This window comes from Kitasatospora sp. NPDC086801 (assembly GCF_044745805.1).
Lineage (GTDB): Bacteria > Actinomycetota > Actinomycetes > Streptomycetales > Streptomycetaceae > Kitasatospora.
Window position 1 is genome coordinate 43,293 of sequence record NZ_JBIVAX010000034.1, and the last position, 22,742, is coordinate 66,034.

General features: G+C 74.5%; 22 protein-coding genes and 1 pseudogene. 12 read left to right on the top strand and 11 right to left on the bottom strand.

The annotated features are described in order from the left end of the window. The first annotated feature begins 69 nt into the window (after positions 1–69). The 3 genes from ACIPLC_RS28335 to ACIPLC_RS28345 all read left to right on the top strand — a co-directional run bounded on the left by ACIPLC_RS28335 (position 70) and on the right by ACIPLC_RS28345 (position 1,791). Positions 70–342, top strand: coding sequence for a hypothetical protein (locus ACIPLC_RS28335; protein ID WP_400475847.1), 273 nt, complete (start codon positions 70–72; stop codon positions 340–342). A 329-nt stretch (positions 343–671) separates the two neighbouring features. Further along, entirely contained in the window at positions 672–1,181 is a 510-nt protein-coding gene (locus tag ACIPLC_RS28340) for a sugar transferase (RefSeq protein ID WP_400475848.1), read from the top strand. Between the two features lie 121 nt (positions 1,182–1,302). Next, the gene (locus tag ACIPLC_RS28345; protein ID WP_400475849.1) at positions 1,303–1,791 is read left to right on the top strand and encodes an NUDIX hydrolase; all 489 of its coding nucleotides are present in this window, start codon (positions 1,303–1,305) and stop codon (positions 1,789–1,791) included. Between the two features lie 118 nt (positions 1,792–1,909). Here ACIPLC_RS28345 and ACIPLC_RS28350 read toward each other — a convergent pair whose 3' ends face one another. Further along, on the bottom strand, positions 1,910–2,446 hold the full coding sequence (locus tag ACIPLC_RS28350) for a PTS-dependent dihydroxyacetone kinase phosphotransferase subunit DhaM (protein ID WP_400475850.1): 537 nt from the start codon (positions 2,444–2,446) through the stop codon (positions 1,910–1,912). A 362-nt stretch (positions 2,447–2,808) separates the two neighbouring features. Here ACIPLC_RS28350 and ACIPLC_RS28355 point away from each other — a divergent pair, with 362 nt between their 5' ends. From ACIPLC_RS28355 to ACIPLC_RS28365, 3 genes are all read left to right on the top strand, one after another. After that, positions 2,809–3,021, top strand: a complete 213-nt coding sequence (locus tag ACIPLC_RS28355) for a DUF397 domain-containing protein (RefSeq protein WP_208869206.1) — start codon at positions 2,809–2,811, stop codon at positions 3,019–3,021. Positions 3,022–3,742: 721 nt separating this feature from the next. Continuing rightward, on the top strand, positions 3,743–4,237 hold the full coding sequence (locus ACIPLC_RS28360; protein WP_063350170.1) for a hypothetical protein: 495 nt from the start codon (positions 3,743–3,745) through the stop codon (positions 4,235–4,237). A 441-nt stretch (positions 4,238–4,678) separates the two neighbouring features. Then, entirely contained in the window at positions 4,679–5,842 is a 1,164-nt protein-coding gene (locus ACIPLC_RS28365) for an acyl-CoA dehydrogenase family protein (RefSeq protein ID WP_400475851.1), read from the top strand. Between the two features lie 36 nt (positions 5,843–5,878). On the opposite strand, the gene ACIPLC_RS28370 is transcribed toward ACIPLC_RS28365, so the two are convergent. Next, positions 5,879–7,093, bottom strand: a complete 1,215-nt coding sequence (locus tag ACIPLC_RS28370; RefSeq protein WP_400475852.1) for a phosphotransferase — start codon at positions 7,091–7,093, stop codon at positions 5,879–5,881. 473 nt (positions 7,094–7,566) lie between these two features. Between ACIPLC_RS28370 and ACIPLC_RS28375 the strand changes: the two genes are divergently transcribed. Then, positions 7,567–9,048 (top strand): hypothetical protein, encoded by a 1,482-nt coding sequence (locus ACIPLC_RS28375; RefSeq protein WP_400475853.1) that lies wholly within the window; start codon positions 7,567–7,569, stop codon positions 9,046–9,048. An 81-nt stretch (positions 9,049–9,129) separates the two neighbouring features. Here the strand turns inward: ACIPLC_RS28375 and ACIPLC_RS28380 are convergent, their stop codons facing one another. After that, the gene (locus ACIPLC_RS28380; RefSeq protein ID WP_400475854.1) at positions 9,130–9,663 is read right to left on the bottom strand and encodes a hypothetical protein; all 534 of its coding nucleotides are present in this window, start codon (positions 9,661–9,663) and stop codon (positions 9,130–9,132) included. 286 nt (positions 9,664–9,949) lie between these two features. Between ACIPLC_RS28380 and ACIPLC_RS28385 the strand changes: the two genes are divergently transcribed. Continuing rightward, positions 9,950–11,461, top strand: a complete 1,512-nt coding sequence (locus tag ACIPLC_RS28385; RefSeq protein ID WP_400475855.1) for a HEAT repeat domain-containing protein — start codon at positions 9,950–9,952, stop codon at positions 11,459–11,461. Positions 11,462–11,568: 107 nt separating this feature from the next. On the opposite strand, the gene ACIPLC_RS28390 is transcribed toward ACIPLC_RS28385, so the two are convergent. The 3 genes and pseudogenes from ACIPLC_RS28390 to ACIPLC_RS28400 all read right to left on the bottom strand — a co-directional run. Then, positions 11,569–12,411, bottom strand: a complete 843-nt coding sequence (locus ACIPLC_RS28390) for an undecaprenyl-diphosphate phosphatase (RefSeq protein ID WP_400475886.1) — start codon at positions 12,409–12,411, stop codon at positions 11,569–11,571. Between the two features lie 280 nt (positions 12,412–12,691). Further along, positions 12,692–13,405: a class I SAM-dependent methyltransferase gene (locus tag ACIPLC_RS28395; protein ID WP_400475856.1), complete on the bottom strand. Its 714-nt coding sequence runs from the start codon at positions 13,403–13,405 to the stop codon at positions 12,692–12,694. Between the two features lie 65 nt (positions 13,406–13,470). After that, positions 13,471–13,701: pseudogene (locus tag ACIPLC_RS28400) on the bottom strand (hypothetical protein); the annotation flags it as partial. A 13-nt stretch (positions 13,702–13,714) separates the two neighbouring features. Between ACIPLC_RS28400 and ACIPLC_RS28405 the strand changes: the two are divergent. From ACIPLC_RS28405 to rox, 3 genes are all read left to right on the top strand, one after another. Next, complete coding sequence (locus ACIPLC_RS28405; protein ID WP_400475857.1) at positions 13,715–13,927, top strand: hypothetical protein; 213 nt, start codon at positions 13,715–13,717, stop codon at positions 13,925–13,927. Positions 13,928–13,955: 28 nt separating this feature from the next. Then, on the top strand, positions 13,956–14,882 hold the full coding sequence (locus ACIPLC_RS28410) for an aminoglycoside phosphotransferase family protein (RefSeq protein WP_400475858.1): 927 nt from the start codon (positions 13,956–13,958) through the stop codon (positions 14,880–14,882). Between the two features lie 246 nt (positions 14,883–15,128). Further along, positions 15,129–16,556 carry a rifampin monooxygenase gene (gene rox / locus ACIPLC_RS28415; protein WP_400475859.1) on the top strand — a complete coding sequence of 476 codons (1,428 nt, stop codon included), beginning with the start codon at positions 15,129–15,131 and terminating at the stop codon, positions 16,554–16,556. A gap of 108 nt (positions 16,557–16,664) precedes the next feature. On the opposite strand, the gene ACIPLC_RS28420 is transcribed toward rox, so the two are convergent. The 5 genes from ACIPLC_RS28420 to ACIPLC_RS28440 all read right to left on the bottom strand — a co-directional run bounded on the left by ACIPLC_RS28420 (position 16,665) and on the right by ACIPLC_RS28440 (position 20,966). Beyond that, entirely contained in the window at positions 16,665–17,537 is an 873-nt protein-coding gene (locus tag ACIPLC_RS28420) for a biotin-dependent carboxyltransferase family protein (RefSeq protein ID WP_400475887.1), read from the bottom strand. A 115-nt stretch (positions 17,538–17,652) separates the two neighbouring features. Next, positions 17,653–18,279 carry a 5-oxoprolinase subunit PxpB gene (gene pxpB, locus ACIPLC_RS28425; protein WP_400475860.1) on the bottom strand — a complete coding sequence of 209 codons (627 nt, stop codon included), beginning with the start codon at positions 18,277–18,279 and terminating at the stop codon, positions 17,653–17,655. Further along, positions 18,276–19,052, bottom strand: coding sequence for a LamB/YcsF family protein (locus ACIPLC_RS28430; RefSeq protein ID WP_400475861.1), 777 nt, complete (start codon positions 19,050–19,052; stop codon positions 18,276–18,278). The genes pxpB and ACIPLC_RS28430 overlap by 4 nt, the downstream gene beginning before the upstream one ends. Before the next feature lie 140 nt (positions 19,053–19,192). Beyond that, a complete protein-coding gene (locus ACIPLC_RS28435) occupies positions 19,193–19,729 on the bottom strand; it encodes a hypothetical protein (protein WP_400475862.1) in 537 nt (178 codons plus the stop codon). Between the two features lie 196 nt (positions 19,730–19,925). Further along, positions 19,926–20,966, bottom strand: a complete 1,041-nt coding sequence (locus tag ACIPLC_RS28440) for an IPT/TIG domain-containing protein (RefSeq protein ID WP_400475863.1) — start codon at positions 20,964–20,966, stop codon at positions 19,926–19,928. A 185-nt stretch (positions 20,967–21,151) separates the two neighbouring features. Between ACIPLC_RS28440 and ACIPLC_RS28445 the strand changes: the two genes are divergently transcribed. Continuing rightward, positions 21,152–22,705 (top strand): hypothetical protein, encoded by a 1,554-nt coding sequence (locus ACIPLC_RS28445; protein WP_400475864.1) that lies wholly within the window; start codon positions 21,152–21,154, stop codon positions 22,703–22,705. Positions 22,706–22,742 lie beyond the last annotated feature (37 nt).

Here is a 22,742-nt window from a genome sequence, read left to right on the forward strand (position 1 = left end):
CGCACCGGGTGGTCGAACGTTCACTCCCTGCGGGCTGCCTCCGGCGTTCGCCGGGGGTACCTTGGGCTCATGGCAGATGCGGACCGTGATCCCTTCCACCTGCACGGCGCGACCCGGATGGCCCGTGCGTGGAGTGGTGGCGCCCTGGTCACCCACCAGCTTCCGCTGGCGGTGGTGGGCTTGGCCTGCCTGGCGCTGGGCATCGTGGTGGCGGTGATCGTTCCGGACAGTGACGGTCCGGCCTGGGCGATGGCGGTGGCGGGCTGTCTGGCCGCGGGGGTGCTGCTGCTCGGCCGGATCGCGTTCGGGCTGCTGCGCTACCGCCGGGGCGCCGCGCTCTAACCGCCTCGGCGCCTGGCCGGCCTTCGACGGACAGCCGTACTTCGATTGTCCTCGGCATTCCGAACGGCAGATCGAGCGATATTGGTCAGATCGACCGAATTTCGGCCTGTCGGACATTCTTCTGCCCTCTTCTTTCACCATTCCCGGGCAGCGGCTCCAGGGCGCCTCTACTGTGAATGCGTTCTTGCGGCTCGACGGTGCCGTGGAGGGGAAGAGATGGGCGGCAGCGCCACGTCCGATCCGGGCGGAGAACCGGGCAGAGAACGAGGATCGGGCGGAGAGCCCGGCAGGAAGCCGGACGGCGCACCGCGTACCACCGTGTCCGCCGGATGAGGCGCGGCGGGGACCTCGCCCTCGCCGCCCTGGCCGGGATCGTCGCGCTCCCGCTGGCCCTGGTGATCGCCGCCCTGCTCCGCTGCTCGGCGCGCGGCCCGGTGCTCCTGCGGCTGACCCGGGCCGGACGGCACGGCCGGGAGTTCCAGATCCTCCGCTTCCGGACCAGTCGGGGCGGGCGGCTCGGCGTCCTGCTCCGCCGGACCGGCCTGGACGAGCTGCCCCGGCTGTGGAACGTCGCCCGCGGCGAGATGGGGGTGATCGGCCCCCGGCCCGTCCGCCCCGACCAGGTGGTCCGTTACTCCCGCCGCGAGCGCGGTCGGCTCGACGTCCGGCCCGGACTGACCGGCTGGGCCCAGCTCCAGGCCCGCCGCCCGCCCGCCCGGCCGGACTGGACCGAACTCGACCTCTGGTACGTGGAACACCGTTCGCTCCGCCTCGACCTGCGGATCCTTGGCCTGACCGTGCTGGCCCTGCTGCGCCCGGAGGGCGGCCTCGCCCGCTGAGCCGGGCCCGGGCGCGGTGGGCCGGGCCGGGCACGGTGAGGAGCGGGGCCTCACCCGCTGAGCCGGAGCGTCGCGCGTCGTCGGCGGCGGCCCGGGCCTGCGCCTCGCTAGGCTGCGGCGCATGGCCATTCCCGCGTTCCTCGTTGATCTCCGCGCCCTGGTGGGCACCCGTCCGCTCTGGCTGACCGCCGTCGTCGCCGTCGTGCTGGACGACCGTGACCGGGTGCTGCTGGCCCGACGGGCCGACGACGGGAGGTGGGCGCTGGTCGGCGGCATCCTCGACCCCGGTGAGCAGCCCGCCGACGGCGTGGTGCGCGAGTGTCTGGAGGAGACCGGGGTGGTGGCCGTGCCCGAGCTGCTCGCCTCCGTCACCGTCTCGCCGCAGGTCACGTACCCGAACGGCGATGTGACGCAGTACCTGGTGCTGACCTTCCGGTGCCGGGTGGCCGGCGGCGAGGCGAGGGTGAACGACGACGAGTCGCTGGAGGTCGGCTGGTACCCGCTGGACGGGCTGCCGCCGATGATCGAGGTCGAGCACGAGCGGCTGCGCCACGCGCTGGAGTGCGAGGGGCCGACGGTCTTCGTGTGGGAGGGCAAGGAACGCCCCTGACCGGCGCGCGGCGGACGGTCCGCATCCTCGCCTCCCCTCCCCGGAGGCCCGGAGGCCCGGGCACTTCGCCGATGGTAGCCGTCCGGTCACCCCGGGTGGGGGGAATCCGCGAGGCCGCTCAGCCCTTGCGCTGCCGGTAGGCCTCCTCCGCGGCGTCCAGGACGGCGGCGAGGTCGCCGCCCGCGGTGGCGGTGGCGGTGGCGGACACCGCGCCCTCGACGAACGGCGCGTTCGCGAAGCGGACCGGGAACGGGAGTCCGTGCTCGTCGGCGTCGGACAGCAGGGCGCGCACGGTGGTGACGGCGCTGCCCAGGTCGGCGAGCACCACGACCCCGTGGCCCTGGTCGACCCGGCGGGTGGCGGCGGCCACCAGGACCGCACTGATGCCGGGACCGCCCTGGTCCCCGCCGGTCGCGGCGATCGGGGCGGGGGAGTCGGATCCGGTCAGTGCGAGCGCGAGGGCGCGTACCGCGGTGGCCAGTTCCTGGCTGTGCGACACCAGGACGATCCCGACCCGGCCGTGCGCGGGGGGCCGGCCGGAGGCGGGCCGGGGCAGCGTGGCGGACGCGGGCGGCGTGCGGGGCGCCGGGGGGTGGGCCGAGGGGGCGTCGGAGATGGGGATGACATCGGCGCGGGTGCCGTCCCGGCGGCTCATCGGCTGCTCCCTCTGGGCGGTGGTGGGCGGTGGTGGCGAGGCGGTGCGGGCCGCGTCCGGCGCGCATCGGGCACGAGCCCGGTGCACGGCCGGGGCGGGCCGTCGAGGGCCCGCGCACGGTCGGCGGGGGGTGGTTCCCCGCGCTGCCAAGCACTCTGGCAGCTCCCGGCGGCCCCCGCCGGGCGGGACACGCGTTGAGCAGGCCTCCGGCGGCGCCCGGGCCCGGCCGGTGGAGTCCTCGTCAACCCGCTGACCGGGGCGGGCGGGTGTGGCTAGGCTGGCCTGGAACGCCGTCGGGAGGAGACCGGGTAGTGGCAGTCAACAGCGGGATCGACGTGGAGGCGGGCGGCGCGGAGCCGCAGCTGGCGCCGAGCGGGAAGCCGAAGGTGGACTTCAGCGGGGCGAAGTGGCTGTGCAGCAGCCAGGGCGTCGGGGATGTCCAGATCGCGTTCGTGGACGGGTACATCGGGATGCGGGACGGCCGTCAGGAGGACGGCCCGGTCCTGGTGTTCACGCCGGGGGAGTGGCGGGCCTTCGTGCTCGGTGCCCGGGACGGCGAGTTCGACCTCACCTGAGCCGCGAGGCGCCGTCGCACGACCCGCGGAGCGGGCCCCGTCGGAACGGGGCCCGCTCCGCGGTCGATTCCGGCCCCGAACATCACAACTGATGATCTATTGAAGGTGCCCCGTCAGAATTTCTGTTGACTGTTAGACAAACGCAGCTCAGAGTATGAGCACAGGCAGACGCCGTGCCCACCGCCCCCACGCGGCCAGACACGGCGCCTGCTGTGCGACCCGGCAGTGTTGCCAGGCCATCCTCCCAGTCATCCCCTGCGCACCGGGGGTGCGTCGGCCGGTCCCGGCCCACGAAGGGCCGGCAGTCGCCGGGAGGCTGGCGTCGAAGTCGAGAGCGACTCGGCGACGACACCGTTTGCTCGGGACCCGCACGCCCCCACGCGGCGGCGTCCCGAGCAAGATCCACGGGAGCGACGGGCCGGGGCCCCGCGGATCTGGCTTGTGGTGTTGGAACTGTTGGCTTGTCCGCTGTGCTGTGTGCGACGACGAAGCTGGGTGCTCGGCAGTTCGGCACGACAATGTGCACAGTGAGGGAAACGCGTGTAGGGCCGCGTTGCGACATGCCGTCCCCCCGGAGGGTGAAACCCAGAACGGCTGTCGTGCTGAACCGAACGTAGCCCGGACGGTTGCTCAGAGTCAACATTGGTCTCTGAGCGTCGATCTCCCGACGGTGCCCCACCCACCTCGCGAGCGTGGTGTGCCGGGCACGTACGATGTTCCCATGTCTTTTCTCCGCCGTCGCTCCGGACAGCCCGCCGGCCCGGACTTCGACGTGCTCGCGATGGACCCGGGTGACTGGCCCGGCGACTTCGGTGCGGCCATGATGACCGGCCCGGACGGCTCCTGCCAGGGGATTTTCCTGCGCTACGACCTGTTCGGCGGCAGAGGCCCGGCGATGTTCATCGGCAACCTCCCCGAGGGCTCGCCCGCCCGGGAGACCGGCGACAGCGTGCCCTTCGAGGTGCGGCAGTTGCTCGCGGCGCTGGAGAACGACGAGCCGGTCGACTTCGTCTCGGCCGAGGACTTCCCGGTGATGCTCGGGGACGACCTGCTGATCGTGAAGAAGGTCAAGGTCAGCGAGGAGCGGGTGTTCTGCGCCCAGTTCGGGCGCAGCGACGGAGTCCAGGTCACCATCGCGTCCTGGGACCGACCGATTTCGGACGACCTGTATCAGCTGTTGAAGCCGCTCCCGGCCGACATGTTCCAGCAGGGCTGACCGGCGCCCGACCGGGGCTCGGACGCCGCTTGACGGTTTCGATCACAGGTTCGTACAGTCGCGAACATGTCGTGTCGTCTCCCGCTGCTGACCCGCCGCAGCTATCTGGACCTGCGGCGCACCGCCAGCGCGGTGTGTCCGGGCCGCTGAGGGGAATTCGTCCCCGAGGCGGCGGGCGGCCGGCCGTTCGTGGCCGGCGCCGAATTCGGGGGCGGGCCGTGAACTGACCTCCGAGGCCGCCACGTCGGTACCGCGCGCCCGTCCGGCGTGCCGCCCGCATCTGCCGAGCCCACGCTGCCGCCCGGAGGCCCCAGCACCATGACGACCATCGCCGCTGACCGTTCGCCCGCGGACCGCCCGTCCGACCCCGCTCCCGCCGCCGCGCCCGGGACTGCCCCGGGAGCGTCGGATTCCGGCCATCCCGATCCCGCGCCCGATCCCGTGCCCGACCGCTCGGCCGTCGCCGCCGCCCTCGCCGGACTGCCCCGGGTGGTCGACCTGCTCTCCGCCCGCGCCGAGGAGCACGACCGCGACGCCACCTTCCCGTACCAGGGCATCGAGGCGGTGCACGAGGCCGGACTGCTCACCCTGACCGTCTCCCAGCGGTACGGCGGACCGGGCGGCACGCTCGCCGACACCGTCCGGGTGCTGGCCCAACTCGGCCGCGGGGACGCCTCGGTGGCCGTGGTCACCGCCTTCACGCTGCTCCAGCACGCCGCGCAGGCCCGCCGCGCGGCCTGGCCGACGGCGGGCTACCGGCGGCTGCTCACCGAGTCCCGGCGCGGGCCCGCCCTGGTCAACACGCTGCGCGCGGAGCCCGGCGGCCGGCCCGGAGCGCTGCCGGACACGGTGGCCCGACGGGACGGCGAGGGCTGGCTGCTGACCGGCCGGAAGACGTACTGCACCGGCGCCGAGGCGCTGGCCTGGATGGCGGTGACCGCGCGGACCGACGAGCCGGAGCCGAGGGTCGGGACGTTCCTGGTGCGCGGTGAGAGCGAGGGCCTGGAGATCGACCCGACCTGGGACCAGCTCGGCCTGCGGGCCAGCGCCAGCCACGACGTGGTGCTGGAGCGGGTCCGGGTGCCGGCCGAGCTCGCGCTCGGCCTCACCGCTCCCAGGGGCGCGGCGGACGCGGCCGGGGCCGCCGAACTCGCCCTCGCCTGGCACGATCTGGCGCTCTCCGCGGTGGCGATCGGGGTCGCCCGTGCCGCCCAGTCCTGGCTGATCCGCTTCCTCAACCAGCGAACTCCGGCCAATCTGACCGAGCCGCTCGGCACCCTGCCCCGCTACCGCTGCGCCCTCGGCGAGATCGAGGCCCAGCTGATCGGCGCCGAGGAACTGGTCGAGGGGCTGGCCCCCCGGGTGGACCGGGGAGAGCCGGACGCGGTCGCCCGGACCGGCCCGGCCCACCTGCTGGCCACCCGGGCCGCGACGGCGGCGGTCCAGCAGGCCGTGTCGCTCACCGGCAACCCCGGCCTGAGCCGACGTCACCCGCTGGAGCGCTACCTGCGGGACGTGCTGAGCAGCCGGGTGCACCTCGCCCCGGACGAGGCTGTCCTGGAGGCCGCCGGCCGGGCCGCCCTGGAGCGCGGCGGCCGGCCGTAGCGGATTCCGGGCCCCGGGGGCTCGGGGCCCGGAGCCTCAGCGGGTGCCGACCGCGGCCCGGACGGCCCGGCGGGCGAGCGCGGCGTCGTCGTAGAGCCGGCGGATCATGATCCGCTGCTCCTCGCCGGCGCCCGGCACGTCGTACAGCCGGATCTCCCGCATCAGCACCAGCACCAGGTTGACCAGGAACGCGTCCCGGGCCAGCGTGCCGCCGCTCTGGGCGAGTTGGCTGATCTGGCGGCGCGCCGCGGTGTCGCCGGACAGCACGCTCCACAGCACCGCCAGGTCGTAGCCGGGCAGGTACCAGCCGGCCTGTTCCCAGTCGACCAGCACCGGGCCGGACGGCGCCAGCAGCATGTTGCTGAGCAGGGCGTCGCCGTGGCAGAGCTGGAGCGGGGTGTGGCCGAGGCCGTGCAGCAGGCCGCGCAGGTCGCCGGCGTCCCGGTCGGTGAGCTGGCCCACCGAGTGGTAGCGGGCGATCTCCATCGGGTAGTCCATGCGTGGCTGGAACACGTCGGTCGGCGGCCGCCACAGGTTGAGCGTCCGGACGGCGGTCAGCAGCGCCCGCACCTCGCCCGGGGTGGGCGCGTTGACCGGGTGGCGCTCCCGCGCGGCCGGGCGCCCGGGAACGCGCTCCATGACGAGCACGCAGCGGTCGTGGTCGGCGGCGACCAGCCGGGGCAGCCGCACCGGCGGGCGGTGCCGGACGAACGCCCGGTAGACCGCGACCTCGTGGTGGAAGTCGGCCACCAACTGCTCGAAGTACCCACTCCGCACCGCCTGCGGCGCCAGGCACTTGGCGACCACCGGGGCCCGCCCGATGGTGCCCGCCACCAGGATGTGGCGGCTGCCCTCGCGCAGCACCTGGCGCGGGGTGAACGCGGGACATATCCGCGCGACGCTCGCCAGCGCGGCCCGCACCGCCGGGGTCTGCAGCGCCGACGGGTCGATCCGCTCGGGGCCGCCGACCTGGCCGGGGCGGTGCGGCTGGCGCAGCACCCGGCCGTCGGCCTGGCGGGCCAGCGGGAGCCGGCCGCCGACGGCCGGGGCCGCTTCGGGGCCGCGGAGCCCCAGCGCCGTACGACCGGACGGGACCCGGGCGTCCGTGGACCGGCCGTCGGTGCCGTGCGGAGCCACCGGGCGGCTCGACGGGGGCACCTGTTTCGGCCCGGGGCGCCCGGCGGCTGCGGTGGGGGGGCGCAGCGCGGTGCGGGTCGCGGTCGGCGAGGGGGTCGTCGCTGAGGAGTACATGGGGTGAGGGTGGTCCCTTTCTGTCCGTCGGCGGGTGCGCCCCGCGGTGCGGGGAGGGCCGGTGCCGCGTGCTTCCTGGCGTGACGGCGACCCTGGCTCGGTGCGGTGGGTGGTACGCGGGCGCCGGGCACGGACGCGGGGTCAGGAGACCCAGACGACGGCGGTGCTCCGGCCGTCCGCACCCTGGGGAGTACGGTCGGCCGGACTGCCGTGGCCGTGCCCGGCGCCCCCGCGCCACCCGGCCGCGCCGCCCCCTCGGGTGAGGACCGGGAGCGTCCCGTGCCACGGTCGGGGGACTGCCCCGAGGCTGGTGGGACGCCGCCCGACCCGGGGTCGAGGTGGCGCACCCCTACAACACACCCGCCGTGCACTGGCTTAGTAGTCTGGCGGGCCCTGGCGAACGGTGGCGAATGCTCGCCTGGCACTTGCCGGAGCCTCTAGCCTCGAATCAGCCGAGGAACCTGGGGGCTTCGTTGAGCAGGGAACCCAACACCCGACTCGCTGACTTGTTCGTCCTGACCGGTTGGTCGAAGGGCGAGCTCGCGCGGCTGGTCAACCGTCGGGGTGCCGCGCTGGGGCAGCAGCAGCTGTCCACCGACACGTCGAGGGTACGGCGCTGGATCGAGCAGGGAGAGATCCCCCGCGATCCGGTGCCGAGGGTGCTGGCGGCCGTGTTCACGGAGCGGCTCGGCCGTGTCGTCACCACTGAGGACCTCGGTCTGGAACGACACCGGCCCACCAGGTCCGGAGCGGCGCAGTCCGCAGCAGTGCCATGGTCGCCGGATCGAACGGCCGCGGTCCTCACCGAGTTCACGGGAATGGACCTCATGCTGAACCGACGTGGATTGGTGGGCGCGGGTGCCGCGCTCACGGCCGGAGCGGTCATCGCCGATTCGTTGAAGGGCTGGCTCGGGGGGGACGCGGTCGCGTACGCGGCCTCCGTCCCCGGGCCGCGCCAGGTGATCACCCAGGGCGGGGCGCGCCCCGTGGTGGACGTGTACGACGCGGGCCCGGTCGGGCTCGACGAGGTGGAGTCGCTGGAGCGCTCGGTGCAGGTGTTCCGCGCCTGGGACGCGGCGCGCGGCGGCGGGCTTCAGCGCAAGGCGGTGGTCGGTCAGCTCAACGAGGTGGGTGGCCTGCTGACGCACCGGCACGCCCCCGCGGTGGAGCAGCGCCTGTGGCTGGTCGCGGCCAACCTGGCGGTGCTGGCGGGTTGGATGTCGCACGACGTGGGCCTGGAGCCCACCGCCCAGCGGTACTTCATGATCGCGGCGGAGTCGGCCAAGGAGGCCGGCGACCGGCCGCGGGCCGGCGAGGCGATCTCCCGGGCCGCGCGGCAGATGGTCCACCTGGGCCGGGCCGACGACGCGATCGACCTGATGTCGGCGGCCAAGGCGGCCGGCGGCCGGGTGCTGCCGAGAACGCGCGCGATGCTGAACACCGTCGAGGCCTGGGCGCACGCCTCGATCGGGCACTCCCAGGACACCTGGCGGCTGCTCGGCGAGGCCGAGGACCTGTTCGCCGAGGGGGCGCCGGAGCCGCCGCCGTCCTGGATGCAGGTGTTCGACGAGGCCGAGCTGCGCGGCATGCAGGCGCTGGTGCTGCGCACGCTGGCGGAGCACGACCCCTCGGCGGCACCGCAGGCGCAGCGGCACGCGGAGCGGGTGATCGCCCTGCGGGAGGGCACCGGGCAGCTGCGCTCGGCGCTGTTCGACCGGATCACCCTGGCCTCGGTGCACTGGCTGACCGGCGAGCCGGACGCGGCGGAGTTCCAGGCCAAGATGGTGATGAACCTGATCGGCCAGAACTCCTCGCACCGGACCTGGGACCGGCTGCGCGAGATGTACCGGCTGACCGCGCGCTACCGGGGGCTGCCGGTGGTGGACGAGCTGCGGGCCGAGCTGGGGCGGGAGTTGCGGTCGGCGGACGCGAAGAAGCGGCCGAAGCGGTCCTGAGGCCTGGAGGCCTGAGCCTTGGGTGTCCTGAGCCTTGGGGGTCCCGAGGCCCGGAGGTTCTGAGGCCCCGGCGGGCCCCGGTCAGTTCGGGGGTGCCGGCCGCAGCAGCATGCGCAGCGCGGTGACGGTGCCGTCCGCGCCGAGGACGGGCTCGCCCGCGCACTCGACGCTGGCGTGCGGGGCGCCGTTGCGGCGGATCCGCAGGGTGCCGGCGGAGGTGCGGCCGTGGACCAGGGCGTCGGTCATCATCCGGCGCAGCACGGGCCGGTCGGCCTCGGGGAGGCGGTCGGGTAGCCGGTCGAGGCTGAGCGGGCCGTTGCCCGGGTCGCAGCCGAGCAGCTGGTAGGTGTCCGCGTTCCAGTGGACGCGGTCGGTGAGGAGGTCCCATTCGGCTGAGCCGATGAGGTGGTCATGGTTGTGGCCGTCGTCGTGGCGGTCGTCGGGGCCGGGTCCGTCGCCGAGGTCGGGGTTCTTGGACGGCTCCTGCGCCGTGCCGTCCGTTCCGCTGTCGGCGTCGCCGCACGGCTCGCCGCGCGCGCCGTCGTCCGCGCCCGCCGGGGCGCCGTCCACCGTGGCGGTGTCCGGCGGGCGGGCGGCGCCTGAGGGCATCTTCATGGCGGGTCCATCGCTCGGGGGTGGCCCGCCGCGTGCGGGCCGTCGGTGGTGAGACGACTGTGGCACAGCGCCTTCGCCCCTGCGGGCGATTTGGACATAACGCAGGCAAAATTCCCCTGGCATATGCCACTGTGGCAGCAGCCTTCGTCGCCCTGTGTGCGGAAGGTGGCGCGAGGCGGTAACCTTCGGTGATTCCGGCGCCCGGGCGCCCACCGCAGTACCGACCAGAGACCCCGGCGACGGAAATCCCGTTGCCACTACGACCGCCGCAACGGATGCTGACCTCATGTTCGAGCCAGTGATAGCACCCAGTGCCAGCCTCCTCGGCCTCCTGCAGCGAGGCCGCGGTGACGGGCAGCTCCACGCGCTGGCCGCCGACCGTACCGAGGCCATCGCCGCGCTGGAGGAGTGCGTCACCAGGGATCCGCGAGCCGACTGGCAGGTCGAGAGTCGCTCCCTCTACTACGCCCGCCTCTACATGGAGCTGGAGGCCCCCCTCGACGGCATCGAGGACCACCTCCACTCCGCCGAGGACCTCGTCAGCGACGACGAGAGCCGCACCGGCCTCGCCCTCTCCGTGCTGGGCCACCTCGCCGCGTACGGCCGGCGCGACGCGCTGCTGATGCTGCGCGAGTACACCGCCACCGGCGCCAACTGGGCCTGGGCCCTCGACGAGCTCGCGCTGCGCGACGACGACCGCGGCCTGCTGCTGCTCGGCACCGCCGTCCTGGACCGCTTCGCGCCGGGCCCCGAGGGCGACGCCGAACTGCGCGAGTTCATCCGCAACGCCTACGAGCCCCGGCCCTGGCGGCTGTGGGCGGCCTACCACCCGAGAGTGGCGGCGGCCAGCGAGCAGTCACCCTTCGACCTCTGGCAGCGCCAGCTCAACCGCGGCGGCGTCACCCCGGGCTGGTCCACCGCCGACGTCCTGGCCTGGGCCGACCAGGGGAGCCTGGGCGACCTCGGGGCCGGCGCCTTCCTCGGCCGCACCGACAGCCGGCCCGAGCCCGCGCCCGACGCCGCCGATCCGGCCGCCCCCGACGCCGTGGACCGCCGGGCCGCCGCGGCCGCCCGCTGCCTGACCGCCGTGGTCCGGCCCGAGGACCGCTCCGCCGTGCTGGAGGCCGCCCGCGGCGGCCTGCCCGGTGCCCGCCGGGCGGCGCTGCGCTACCTGGTCGACCAGCGCGACCCGGCCGCCGTCGAGCTGATCGAGGCCGCCGCCGTCGACGTCGACGACCGGATCGTGCGCGCCGCCCTGGAACTGCTCGGCCGGATGCGCGGCCCCGAGGTCCTGGCGCAGGCGCGCCGCTGGGCCGACCCGGCCACCGGGGGCGCCGACAGCGCGCTCGGCGAGGCCGCCGTCAAACTGCTCGCCGACGCCGGGGAGCTGGCCGACGCGCCGTTCGTCGTCGACGGGCTGCGCCGTTGGATCTCCGTCCGCGGGGTCAGCGGTACCGGGCTCGGGTCGCTGGTCGACGGTGCGGGGCGGCTGGCCGCCGCCGACGCCGTCCCCGTGCTGCGCCACATCTACGGGGAGGCCGCCTCCTCCGAACTGCGCGGCCGGGCCGCCCGGGCGCTCGCCGTGACCGACGTGCACTTCCCCGAGGGCCCCGCCGTCGAGTGCCTCTGGGACTGCGAGGAGTCCACGCGCGAGCTCGCCGCGCGCCATGTCGCCACCACGGGCGACGCGCGTGTGCTGGAGCGCCTGCGCCGGCTCGCCGCCGATCCGGCCGAGGAGGCCGAGGTCCACGCCGCCGTCCGCGGCCGACTGACCGCCGCCCGGGAGTTCGGGCGGTAGAGCCGCAGACCTGCGGCTGGCGCCCCGCTTCTGGCGAACGGTGGGCCGGGACACCCCTCGGGTGTCCCGGCCCGCTGCTGTTCCGGGGGTCCCGGTGGAACGTGGTTCTACTTCGTGACGCCCGCGTCCGGGGCCAGCACACCGCCGGCCACCAGTCCGATGATCAGGACGCCGAGCAGCACCCGGTAGACCACGAACGGCAGGAAGCTGTGGTGCGAGATGTACTTGAGGAACCAGGCGATCGCCGCGTAGCCGACCGCGAAGGCGATCGCGGTGGCCAGGATGGTCGGCCCCCAGGCCGGCGCCGGGCCCTCGCCGATCTTGAACAGCTCCAGCGCCCCCGAGGCGAGCACCGCCGGGATCGCCAGCAGGAAGGAGTAGCGGGCCGCCGCCTCCCGGCTGTAGCCGAGCAGCAGGCCCGCGCTGATCGTGCCGCCGGAGCGGGACACCCCGGGGATCAGGGCGAGCGCCTGGGCGAGGCCGTAGACGCCCGCGTGCGGCAGGGTCAGGTCGGTGATCGGCCGGGCGTGCCGGACCGCGCGGGTGCGGTCGGCGAAGGCCAGCACCAGGCCGAAGACGATCAGCGTGGTGCCGATGATCCGCAGATCGCGCAGGTGGGTCTCGATGGTGTCCTGGAACAGCTTGCCGAGGATGCCGATCGGCAGCGTGCCGATGATCACGAACCAGCCCATCCGGGCGTCCAGGTCCGAGCGCAGCGCCGGGCGGAACAGCGACAGCGTCCAGGTCCGCACGATCGAGGCGATGTCCCGGCGGAAGTAGATCAGCACCGCGGTCTCGGTGCCGAGCTGGGTCACGGCGGTGAAGGCCGCGCCCGGGTCGTCCCAGCCCAGCAGGGCGGAGAACACCCGTAGGTGGGCGCTGGAGGAGACGGGCAGGAACTCGGTGAGCCCCTGGATCAGGCCGAGAACGGCCCCGTGGAACCAGTCGATCACCGGACACCCGGCCGGGGTATCCGTCGGTCGTCGTACATGGGCGGTCCTCGCAGGTCGGAACGGGCGTACGGGCATGCGGACATGCCGCGACCCGCACGGCCCTCGGGCCGCGCACGGGCCGGCGCGCGGCCGATGGTACGGGGTGAAGATGACTATTCTTTGTTCACCCTTTGGCCCGGCTTTGCCCGCGGCTCTTCCGCGACCCGCAGACCTTCCGTGGCCCGCCGGCCCTTCCGCGACCCGCGGACCTGCTGTGACCCGCCGGCCCTTCCGCGACTCAGCGAGCGGGCCGGGCCCGGACCCAGACGCGGTCCTCCGTCAGGTAGCTCTCGACCGTCAGACCGGCGTCCGCCAGTGCCTGCTCGAACGCGGCGGCGGTGAGCGGCCGGGACCGGAAGGTGTGCGTCCAGCGGCCGTCCGGGAACTCGTACTCGGCGTGGACGGAGTTCACGCCGTCCCCGACCGGCGTCGAGGAGACGATGCGCGACACGCCGTCGGTGCCGATCCTGCCCTCGCGCGGCACGTTGAGGTGCCAGTCCTCGCCCTCGCGCTGCATCAGCACGCAGCCGTCCGCGGCGACGTGGCGGCGGCAGGTCTCCAACAGGCGCTGACGGAGCGCCTCGTCGCCCGCGTGCACCAGGAAGGAGGCGAGCAGGACGACGTCGAAGCGCTCGCCGAGGTCCAGCCGCTCGATCGGGCTGCGCACGGTGCGGACGCCCTCGCGCACCTTGGCCAGCATCTCGGCGGACTCGTCCACCGCCGTCACGGTGAAGCCGCGGTCGCTCAGCGGGTGCGTCATCCGGCCGACGCCGCAGCCCAGTTCGAGGATGGTGGCGCCGGCCGGCACCGCGGCCTCGATCACGTCCGGGGCGTCGCCGACGGGGAGCCGGGACCAGAGCTCGACGGCGCAGCCGTCCGGGGTGATCGCGCCCGGGCCCGTTCCGTCGTACCCCTCGCGTCGTACGTTGCCGGCGTGCGTGTCGTTACCCATGGGCGTCATCGGAACACGGGCAGGGCGGGGAGGTGAAGACGCGGAGCAGATTTTCGGTCAGTCCGTCAGTCCGTCAGTTTGTCAGTCCGTCGTTGCGCCGGCGCGCCCTCCAGTTCGGCCAGGGTGGCGTGCAGCCAGGCGAGTTCGGCCTCGCTGGTGGCGCGGGCGATCAGCAGCAGACCACGCCGGAACGGATCGGCGAACTCCTCGGCGCCGACCGGGCGGTCGCCGTCGTAGAAGAAGCTCGCCGGCTCGGCGAGGAAGGCCGGGCGGCGGCGGAGCACGGGGGCCCGGGCGACGGTGCCGACGATGCGCGAACTGCTGCTCGGCCTTGACCTCCCGCGCACCTTCCTGTCTCCGGAGGCGGGCGGCGAGCCGCGCGGCGCCGACGGGCTCCGGGCGGCGGGTGTACGGCTGGCGGCCGTCCCGGACTGCGGGCACAACATCATGCTCGACAACCTCGACAACCTCGACAACCTCGGCGGCTTCGTGGCGGCGGCCGGCCTTGACCCTCCGTCCTAGGCTGGAGAGTCGGAGAGGAGCCCACCTGATGCCTGTTGACGTCCCGCCCGCTCTCGCTGCGTCCCTGGCGGATTCCTTCGGCCCGGACGGTCGCGCCTGGGTTTCCCGACTCCCCACCCTGGCAGGAGAGTTGATCGACAGTTGGGAGCTGCGCCCAGACGGCCCACCGGCGCACGGCGTCGTCGCGCTGGTGCTGCCCGTGCGGCGCGCCGACGGCACGCCCGCGGCGCTCAAACTCCAGCCGGTGGACGAGGAGACGGCGGGCGAACCCATCGCGCTCCGGGCCTGGGCCGGGCGTGGCGCCGTTCACCTCCTCGACCACGAACCGGCCTCCGGCTCGATGCTGCTGGAACGCCTCGACCCGGGGCGTTCACTGCTGGACGTCGCGGATGACCGGGCGGCGCTGCGTGTACTCGCCGAGCTGCTCGGCGAATTGACGAAGCTTCATGTCGGGGCCCCGGGCCTGCGCCGGCTGGCGGACCTCGTCGACGGTCTGCGCGCGCGGGCCCCGGCGGCCGCAGCCGCCCTCGCCGACCCGGCCGAGCGGCGCCTGCTCGCCGACTGCGCCGCGGCCCTGCGCGAGGTCCGCGCCGAGCCCGGCGACCGGCTTCTGCACTGGGACCTGCACTACGGCAACGTCCTCGCCCCGCCGGAGGGCGGCGGCCGTGCCCCCTGGCTCGCCATCGACCCCAAACCGCTCGTCGGGCACCCCGGCTTCGAACTCCTCCCGGCGCTGCGCAACCGCTGGGCCGACGTGCTGGCCACCGGGGACGTCGCCCGGGCGCTGCGGTGGAGGTTCGACGTCCTGGTGGAGGCGCTGGGACTGGACCGCGAGGCGGCGGCCGCCTGGACGCTCGCCCGGGTGCTGCAGAACGCCGTGTGGGCGGCGGAGGACGGGGAGTCGGCACTCGACCCGGCGCAACGGGTGGTGGCGGAGCTGCTGTCGGGGCGCTGAGCGGAGCACGCGCAGCGAGCGGAGAACAGCGAGCGGAGAACAGCGAGCGGAGAACAGCGAGCGGAGAACAGCGAGCGGAGAACAGCGAGCGGAGAACAGCGAGCGGAGAACAACGAAGGCGAGGAGTTCAGCCACTCCTCGCCACTCTCAAGGTATAGCGCGTCGGGGGGCTTGCGGCAAGGCCCCGGTCGTGCCGCAGAATGACCGGCCGAAGCCGGGATCTGCGGGCATACCTGGGGGTTTGTGATGATTGACGTGATCGTGGTCGGTGCCGGACCGACCGGGTTGATGCTGGCCGGCGAGTTGCGGTTGCACGGCGTGCACGTGCTCGTGCTGGAGAAGGAGGCGGTGCGGCCCCTGCCGGCCCGGGCGCGCGGCCTGCACGCGCGCAGTCTTGAGGTGATGGACCAGCGCGGGCTGCTGGAGCGGTTCCTCCCGCTCGGCCGGAAGTTCGCGGTCGGCGGCTTCTTCGCCGGCATCGGCAAGGAGTGGCCGGAACGGCTGGACACCACCCAGGCGTACGTCCTGGCCATCCCGCAGGCGGTCACCGAGCGGCTGCTGACCGAGCACGCCACCGAGCTCGGCGCCGAGCTCCGGCGCGGCTGCGAACTGGTCGGCCTGAGCCAGGACGAAGGCGGGGTGAGCGTCGAACTGGCCGACGGTACGCGGCTGCGCTCGCGCTACCTCGTCGGCTGCGACGGAGGCCGCAGTACGGTGCGCAAGCTGCTCGGCGTCGGCTTCCCCGGCGAGCCCTCCAGGGTGGAGACGCTGTTGGGCGACATGGAGCTGGCCGAGGAGCCGGAGGCGATCGCCGCCGTGATCGCGGAGGTCCGCAAGACCCAGCTGCGGTTCGGCGCCATCCCGGAGGGGGACGGGGTGTACCGCGTCGTCGTGCCCGCCGAGGGGGTGGCCGAGGACCGTACGGCCGCTCCGAGCTTCGAGGAGTTCAGGCACCGGCTGCGGGCCGTCGCGGGCACCGACTTCGGGGCGCACTCACCGCGCTGGCTCTCGCGCTTCGGCGATGCCACCCGGCTGGCCGAGCGCTACCGGGTCGGCCGGGTACTGCTGGCCGGCGACGCGGCGCACATCCACCCGCCGACCGGTGGGCAGGGGCTCAACCTCGGCGTCCAGGACGCGTTCAACCTGGGCTGGAAGCTGGCCGCCGAGGTCGACGGCTGGGCGCCGGAGGGGCTGCTGGACAGCTACCACACCGAACGGCACCCGGTGGCCGCCGACGTGCTGGACAACACCCGAGCGCAGATCCAGTTGATGTCCCTGGAGCCCGGCGCCCGGGCGGTGCGCCGGCTGCTGGCGGAACTGATGGACTTCGAGGAGGTGAACCGGTACCTGATCGAGAAGATCATCGCGATCGGGGTCCGCTACGACCTCGGCGAAGGGCATGAACTGCTCGGCCGCCGGCTGCGCGACGTGGAGCTGAAGCGCGGTCGTCTCTACGCGCTGATGCACGGCGGTCGCGGGTTGCTGCTCGACCAGACCGGCGGGCTCTCGGCGGCGGGCTGGGCGGACCGGGTCGACCATGTCGTGGACGTCAGCGACGAGTTGGACGTGCCCGCGGTGCTGCTGCGTCCGGACGGCCACGTGGCGTGGGTCGGCGAGGACCAGCAGGACCTGCGCGGCCACCTGTCCAGGTGGTTCGGCGCGCCCGCCGCCTGACGCACGGCGACGGCTCCGGTGGTGCGCGGACCGCCTTCGCGCCGGGAGCGTCGGCAGGCGTGCGGACCGCCTTCACGCGGTGAGCGCCGGGGGCGTGCGAGCGGACGCTCAGCGCTCCCGCAGCAGCACGAAGCGCACCGGCGTGCCCGGGCGCGCCTGGGCGGCCGCCGCCAGATCGGCGGCGGGGACGACGCCGATCACCGGGTAGCCGCCGGTGGTCGGGTGGTCGGCCAGGAAGACCACTGGCCGGCCGTCCGGCGGGATCTGCACCGCTCCCAACACCATGCCCTCGCTGGGCAGTTCACCCGCCCGGGCGCGGGCGACCGGCGGGCCCTCGGTGCGCAGCCCGATCCGGTTGCCGGCGGGGGAGACCAGGTACTCGTCGCGGGCCAGCCGGGTCGGTGCCGAGGGTTCGAACCAGTCCGCGCGCGGGCCGAGCCGCAGCCGCAGCACCAGTTCGGCCGGGGGAGCGGGCAGCGGCACCAGGTCGGGTCGGGGGCGGTCGGGCGGAGGAGGGCCGACCGGCAGCCGGTCGCCGGCGGCGAGCGGGGCCGGTCCGAGGCCGGAGAGGAGGTCCGTGGAGCGGCTGCCCAGGACCGGCGGGACGGCGATCGCGCCCGCGACCGCCAGGTAGCCGCGCACCCCGGCGGTCGCCGCGCCCACCTCCAGCACCGCCCCGGCCGGCACCGCGACCGGCGCACCCCAGGCGGCCGCCCGCCCGTCCACCCGGACGGGCGACGGCGCGCCGGTGACCGCCACGACCAGCGGCCCGAGGGCGCGCAGGGCGACCCCGCCGAGCGTGGTCTCCAGTGCGGCGGCGCCCGGCTCGTTGCCGACCAGCCGGTTCGCCGCCCGCAGCGCGGGCTCGTCCAGCGCCCCGGCCCGGGGCACCCCGAGGTGGGCGACGCCGCGCCGTCCGAGGTCCTGGACGGTGGTCAACGGCCCGGGCCGCACCACCAGCAATCCGCTCAACGCCGCCACCCCGCCTGCCGCCACCCCGTCCGCCACCACCCCGCCTCCCGTCACCCCGTCCGCCGCCGTCCCGTCCGCCGCAGTCCGGGGCCCGCGTGCCGCCCGCCGTCGGCCCGCACCCCGGTTACGCCCGTTCCGCCGTGAACCGCACCCGCACCCCGGGCGCCAGCAGCGCCGCCGGCTCGCGCCCGGTGTCCCAGAGCACGAGCCCGGTGCGTCCGACGAGCTGCCAGCCGCCCGGGGAGGAGCCCGGGTAGACCCCGGTGTACGGGCCGGCCAGGGCGACCGAGCCGGCCGGGACGCTGCTGCGCGGGGTGGCCCGGCGCGGGACTTCGTACCGGGGTGGCAGCCCGGTCAGGTAGCCGAAGCCGGGCGCGAACCCGCAGAAGGCGACCACGTACTCGGGCCCGGTGTGGATCCGTACGGCCGCCTCCTCGGACACCCCCCACAGCGCGGCGACCTCGGCGAGGTCGGCGCCGTCGTACACCGTCGGCACCTGAACCAGCGGCCCGGTCGCCGCCGCGGCCGCCGACGGACGGGCCGTGCGGAGCAGCGCCGCCAGCGCGTCGACGTCCGCGACGCCGTCCAGCAGCACCGTGCGCGCGGCCGGCACGATCTCCTCGACCGCGCCGAGCGCCCGGCTCTCCTGCCGCTCGCGCAGCCATCCGTACAACGCGGTGACCTCCGCCGGGTCGTCGAGTTCGACCAGCAGCGCCCGCTCGCCGACGCGCCGGACGGCGGCGGGCGTCACGTGAACGCCTCCACCCGGACCCCGGCGGAGGCGAGGGCGCCGCGGATCCGCCAGGCGAGCTGGGCGGCGCCGGGGGTGTCGCCGTGGACGCACAGGGAGCGGGCCTCGACGGCGATCCGTTCGCCGCCGACGGCTTCCACCGAGGCGTCCCGGGCGATGCCGACCGCGCGGGTGATCACCGATTCGGGGTCGTGCACCACGGCGTCCGGGTCGCGGCGCGGGACGAGGGTGCCGGCCCAGGTGTACGCGCGGTCGGCGAAGGCCTCGGTGACCACCGGCAGGCCGACGCCCTCGGCGACGGCGAGCAGCCGGGAGCCGGGCAGTCCGAGCACCGGCAGCGGCCCGTCGCAGACCGCCCCGGCCCGCAGCACGCCGGCCACCACGGCCTCGGCCTGTTCGGAGTCGGTGACCACCCGGTTGTAGAGGGCGCCGTGCGGTTTGACGTAGGAGACCCGGGAGCCGGCGGCGCGGGCGAAGACCTGGAGGGCGCCGATCTGGTAGGCGATCTCGTCGGCGAGTTCCTCCGGGGGGACGTCCATGGCGCGGCGGCCGAAGCCGGCCAGGTCGCGGTAGGAGACCTGGGCGCCGATCCGGACGCCGCGTTCGGCGGCCAGCGCGCAGACCCGGCGCATCGTCGACGGATCTCCCGCGTGGAAGCCGCAGGCGACGTTGGCGCTGGTCACCACGGACAGCAGGGCCTCGTCGTCGGTCAGCGTCCAGCGTCCGAACCCCTCACCGAGGTCCGCATTGAGATCGATCACCGCATCGGCCACGCCCGTCCGCCTTCCAGCAGCTGTTGAGCCAGATGGTAGGGCCTGCGGATGAAGGCCGTTGCCCGTGACCCGGGCCCCGGGGGCCCACCGGCGTGCGACTCCTGGTCACACGCCTGGGGGCGGCGCTGGGCGGCTCCGACTCAGCTCGCGGCCACTGGTCCCCGGAAGGAACGTTCCAGCGGGCGCAGTGCCCGCAGCACGATCAGCAGCGGGACGACGCCGATGATTCCGAACGACATGTCGATGAATCGCCATGCCAGCGGAATCCCCCGCAGCGGCCCGCAGATCAGGGCCAGGGGGATGATGGCGCCGCAGGCGAGCACCGCCCAACGGATCACCCAGATGTTGCGGACCGGGTCCTTGATCGGGCCCCAGAAGGCGGCGGCGATCACCAGGTGGGCGAAGGCCAGCCAGTCGGTGCCGTAGGCCAGGAAGGGGTAGTGGTCGTTGGTCTCCGCGACGCCGGTGCGGACGCGTTCGAGCCAGTCCAGTGCGGCCGGGAATCGGTCGGCCAGCGGTGCGGCGGGCCCGGTCGCGAGGTCGGTCAGCCAGCGGGTCTCGGTCTCCAGCGGGAAGGCCGTCAGGCCGCTCAGCACCAGGCAGACCACGAAGATCCAGAGCCAGCGCCGGACCTTGCGCAGTACTGCCGCGGAATCGGTGTGCGGATTGGCGTCCATGGTGCGAGCCTCCATGCCGAAGAGCAGGCGGGGCCTTGTCCCGTCTGTGCGGAACCGACTCTAGACCCTTAATTTGAACGCGTTCAACTAGCCCGTCTGGCGTGCGGGCGCGCACCCCTCGGACGCCGTGCGGGCGCGCGCCCCCGGACACGCCGATGCCCGGGTGCCGGAGCACCCGGGCATCGGTACCGCCGGACTACGCGGTGTACGTGAAGGTCACCGGGGCGCTGGTGCCGCCCGCGGTGGTCACCGTGACGTCCACCGGGCCGGGGCCCGCCGCCGCCGGGGCGGTGGCCGAGCAGAAGGACGGGCCGCAGGACACGTGCGCGGCCGGCACCCCGCCGAACGCGACCGTCCCGTACGTCAGGTTCGCGCCCTGCAGGTACACCTGGGTGCCGCCGGCGACCGGGCCGCTGGTGTAGGTCAGGTTGCCGACCGTCGGTGCGGCCGGCGGCGGGGGCGGGGCGCCCGTGTAGTCGAAGGCGATCGGCGCCGCGACCGTGCCGCCGGGGGTCACCACCGAGACGGGGGCGCTGCCCGAGCCGCCGGGCGTGCTCACCGTGCAGGCGGTGTCGGTGCAGGTGCCGGCCGCCGGGACGCCGCCGACCAGCACCATGCCGTCCGTCAGGTTGCTGCCGCTGACGGTCACCGCGGTGCCGCCCGCACCCGGGCCGGTGGTGGTGTCGAGACCGTCGACCACGGGCGGCGCCGGGACGACCGGCGTCGGCGCGCTTCCGTCGACCGGCAGGACCGTCACGTGGCCGGTCGGGTCGGTGTCGTTCGGGTTGGAGACCGTCGCGACGATCTGGCCGGTCGGCTGCTGGGTGAAGTCGCGGCCCACGGTCAGCTTCATGAACTCGTAGTGCCCGGGCCTGCGGGTGCCGGTGAGGACGGCGTCCAGGTGGCGGCCGTCGGGCGAGACGGACTCGGTGAAGGTGTAGTCGTACGGGGTGGAGTAGAACATGCCGAGTTCGGTGGTGAACCCCGGCGGCAGGTCGACGGTGATGTGGGTCGGCCCGGTGAGGTCCTGGGTGCCGGCGGACGTCCAGCCGACCGAGAACTTGCCCGGCCCGGGAGGGGTGGTGCTCGGCAGGAAGCCGTTCAGGGACACGGTGACGTGCTGCCCCGGAACGGCGGGGGCGTCGGCCGGAGCGGCCGACGAGGCGGCGGCGCCGGTGGCGAGGGTGGTCACGGACAGCGCCGCGGCGAGGCCCGCTTTGACCAGTCGAGTGATCATAGGACGATCATCACGGAAGCGACGCGCCACCTTCACGGGTTTCCCGAATATCGGTTCGGGAATGGCGGAATCCCATCGAAATCCCGTTCTGAATTCACCCCCGACACACCCTCCGGCCTGCCGCGCAGCCCGCCCACAAGGCCCGTTTCGGTCGATGTCAGTGCGAACCTCTAATCTTGTCCACCGTGACCGCCATCGCTGACCTGCCCACCCTGCCCGGCCCCCGGCCGCCCGCCGGGTCCGTCGCGGCGAGGCCCGCGCCCGGCCCCGCCGCCGACGAGGGCCTGGCCCGCCGGCTCAAGGCGCTGGCCTGCACCGCCCCCCTGCACGACCTGGACAACCGCAAGGTCAACCTGGCGGGCGAGTACGGCGGCTACGCGATGGCCGAGGTCGGCCTCGCCGCGATCGACCTGGTCACCCTGCACATGGACTTCGACACCGGCGCCGACCGCGACATAGTGCTCGCCCGCCTGCTGCCCCGGGTCGCCGCCCAGGCCGCCGGTCGCCCCGCCGCCGAGCACGAGCGGGTCGCCCGCTGGGTGCTGGAGTCGCTGATCAACGTCGGCAGCGTCGACCGGGGCTTCCGCGCCGTCTACGGCACCTTCGGCGCGGACGGCGAGTACGTCCGGCGCGACTACGACTTCAAGCTGATCGAGGAGGTGCCCGGTCCCGACGGCGGCGTCTACCTGCGCACCACCGACGAGGCGGTCAACGTCCTGGTCGGCGCGCTCGACACCGACGTCACCTCGGCCCAGATCGCCGCCGAGGTCAAGCTGGAGGTGCTGATCCGCCGCGGCCGCCTGGCCGACGCCCAGCTCGCCGCCGAGCAGGCCCGCTACCGCACCGTCCAGTACGCCGAGACGCTGCGCCGCGCCCTCGACGCCACCCGGCGCAACGTCCGCGCCGTCGACTGGATGCGCGCCATCCCCGACCTCATCGACGAGGCGCTGGACCACATCGCCGACCGCTACCGGCACGAGAACGCGATTCTCACCAACATCCGCAAGGCCCGTGACGAGGCCGAGCCCCACACTCCCGAAGGGGCGGAGCACAAGCGCCGCGCCGCCGAACTGCTCGACATCGTCAAGGACTGCATCCGCCGTCACACGAAGCTGCAGACCCGCCTGCTGGAGGCCGGCCCGCTGTTCCGCGCCGAGCAGGACCGGCAGGCCTTCGCCACCCCCGGTGCCCGCAGTGGCATCGACCTCTACGGCCAGCTGCTCGCCCCCGTGCTGCGGCTGCCGGTCGAGCAGGCCGTCCGCCCCACCGGCGCCTTCTTCGCCCGCGGCGCGGGCCTGCGCACCCCCGTCTCCGTCCGGGTCGCCGACCTGGTCGACCTGCTGCTCACCCCGCCGGTCGAGCGCGAGCACCTCGGCGCCGAACTGCCGGACCCGGACTTGGTCGCCACCCCGGACGACAGCCGCTTCTCCGAAGCCCAGCTGGAGGCCGCGCTGGTCCTGCTCGACCTGCCCGCCGACGCCCCCCGCCGGCTCTCCGGCCTGCTCGCCGAGGCCCGCGAGCAGGACCCGGACCTGCCGTACCTGGTCGCCCTGCTGGCCGTCCACGCGGCCAGCCCGCCGGTCGGCACCGCCTACCGGCAGGGCGAGGAGCGGCTGCTGTTCGCCGTGGACGACGGCACCCCGCTGCGCGACCCGCAGTTCGGCGGCGCCGACCTGATCGTCGGCAGCGCCCTGCTCGACGCGGCCGGCATGGCCGCCGACCGCAAGGACGCCGGCTGACGAAGCCGCCGTATCGACGCACCACCAGATCGCCCGT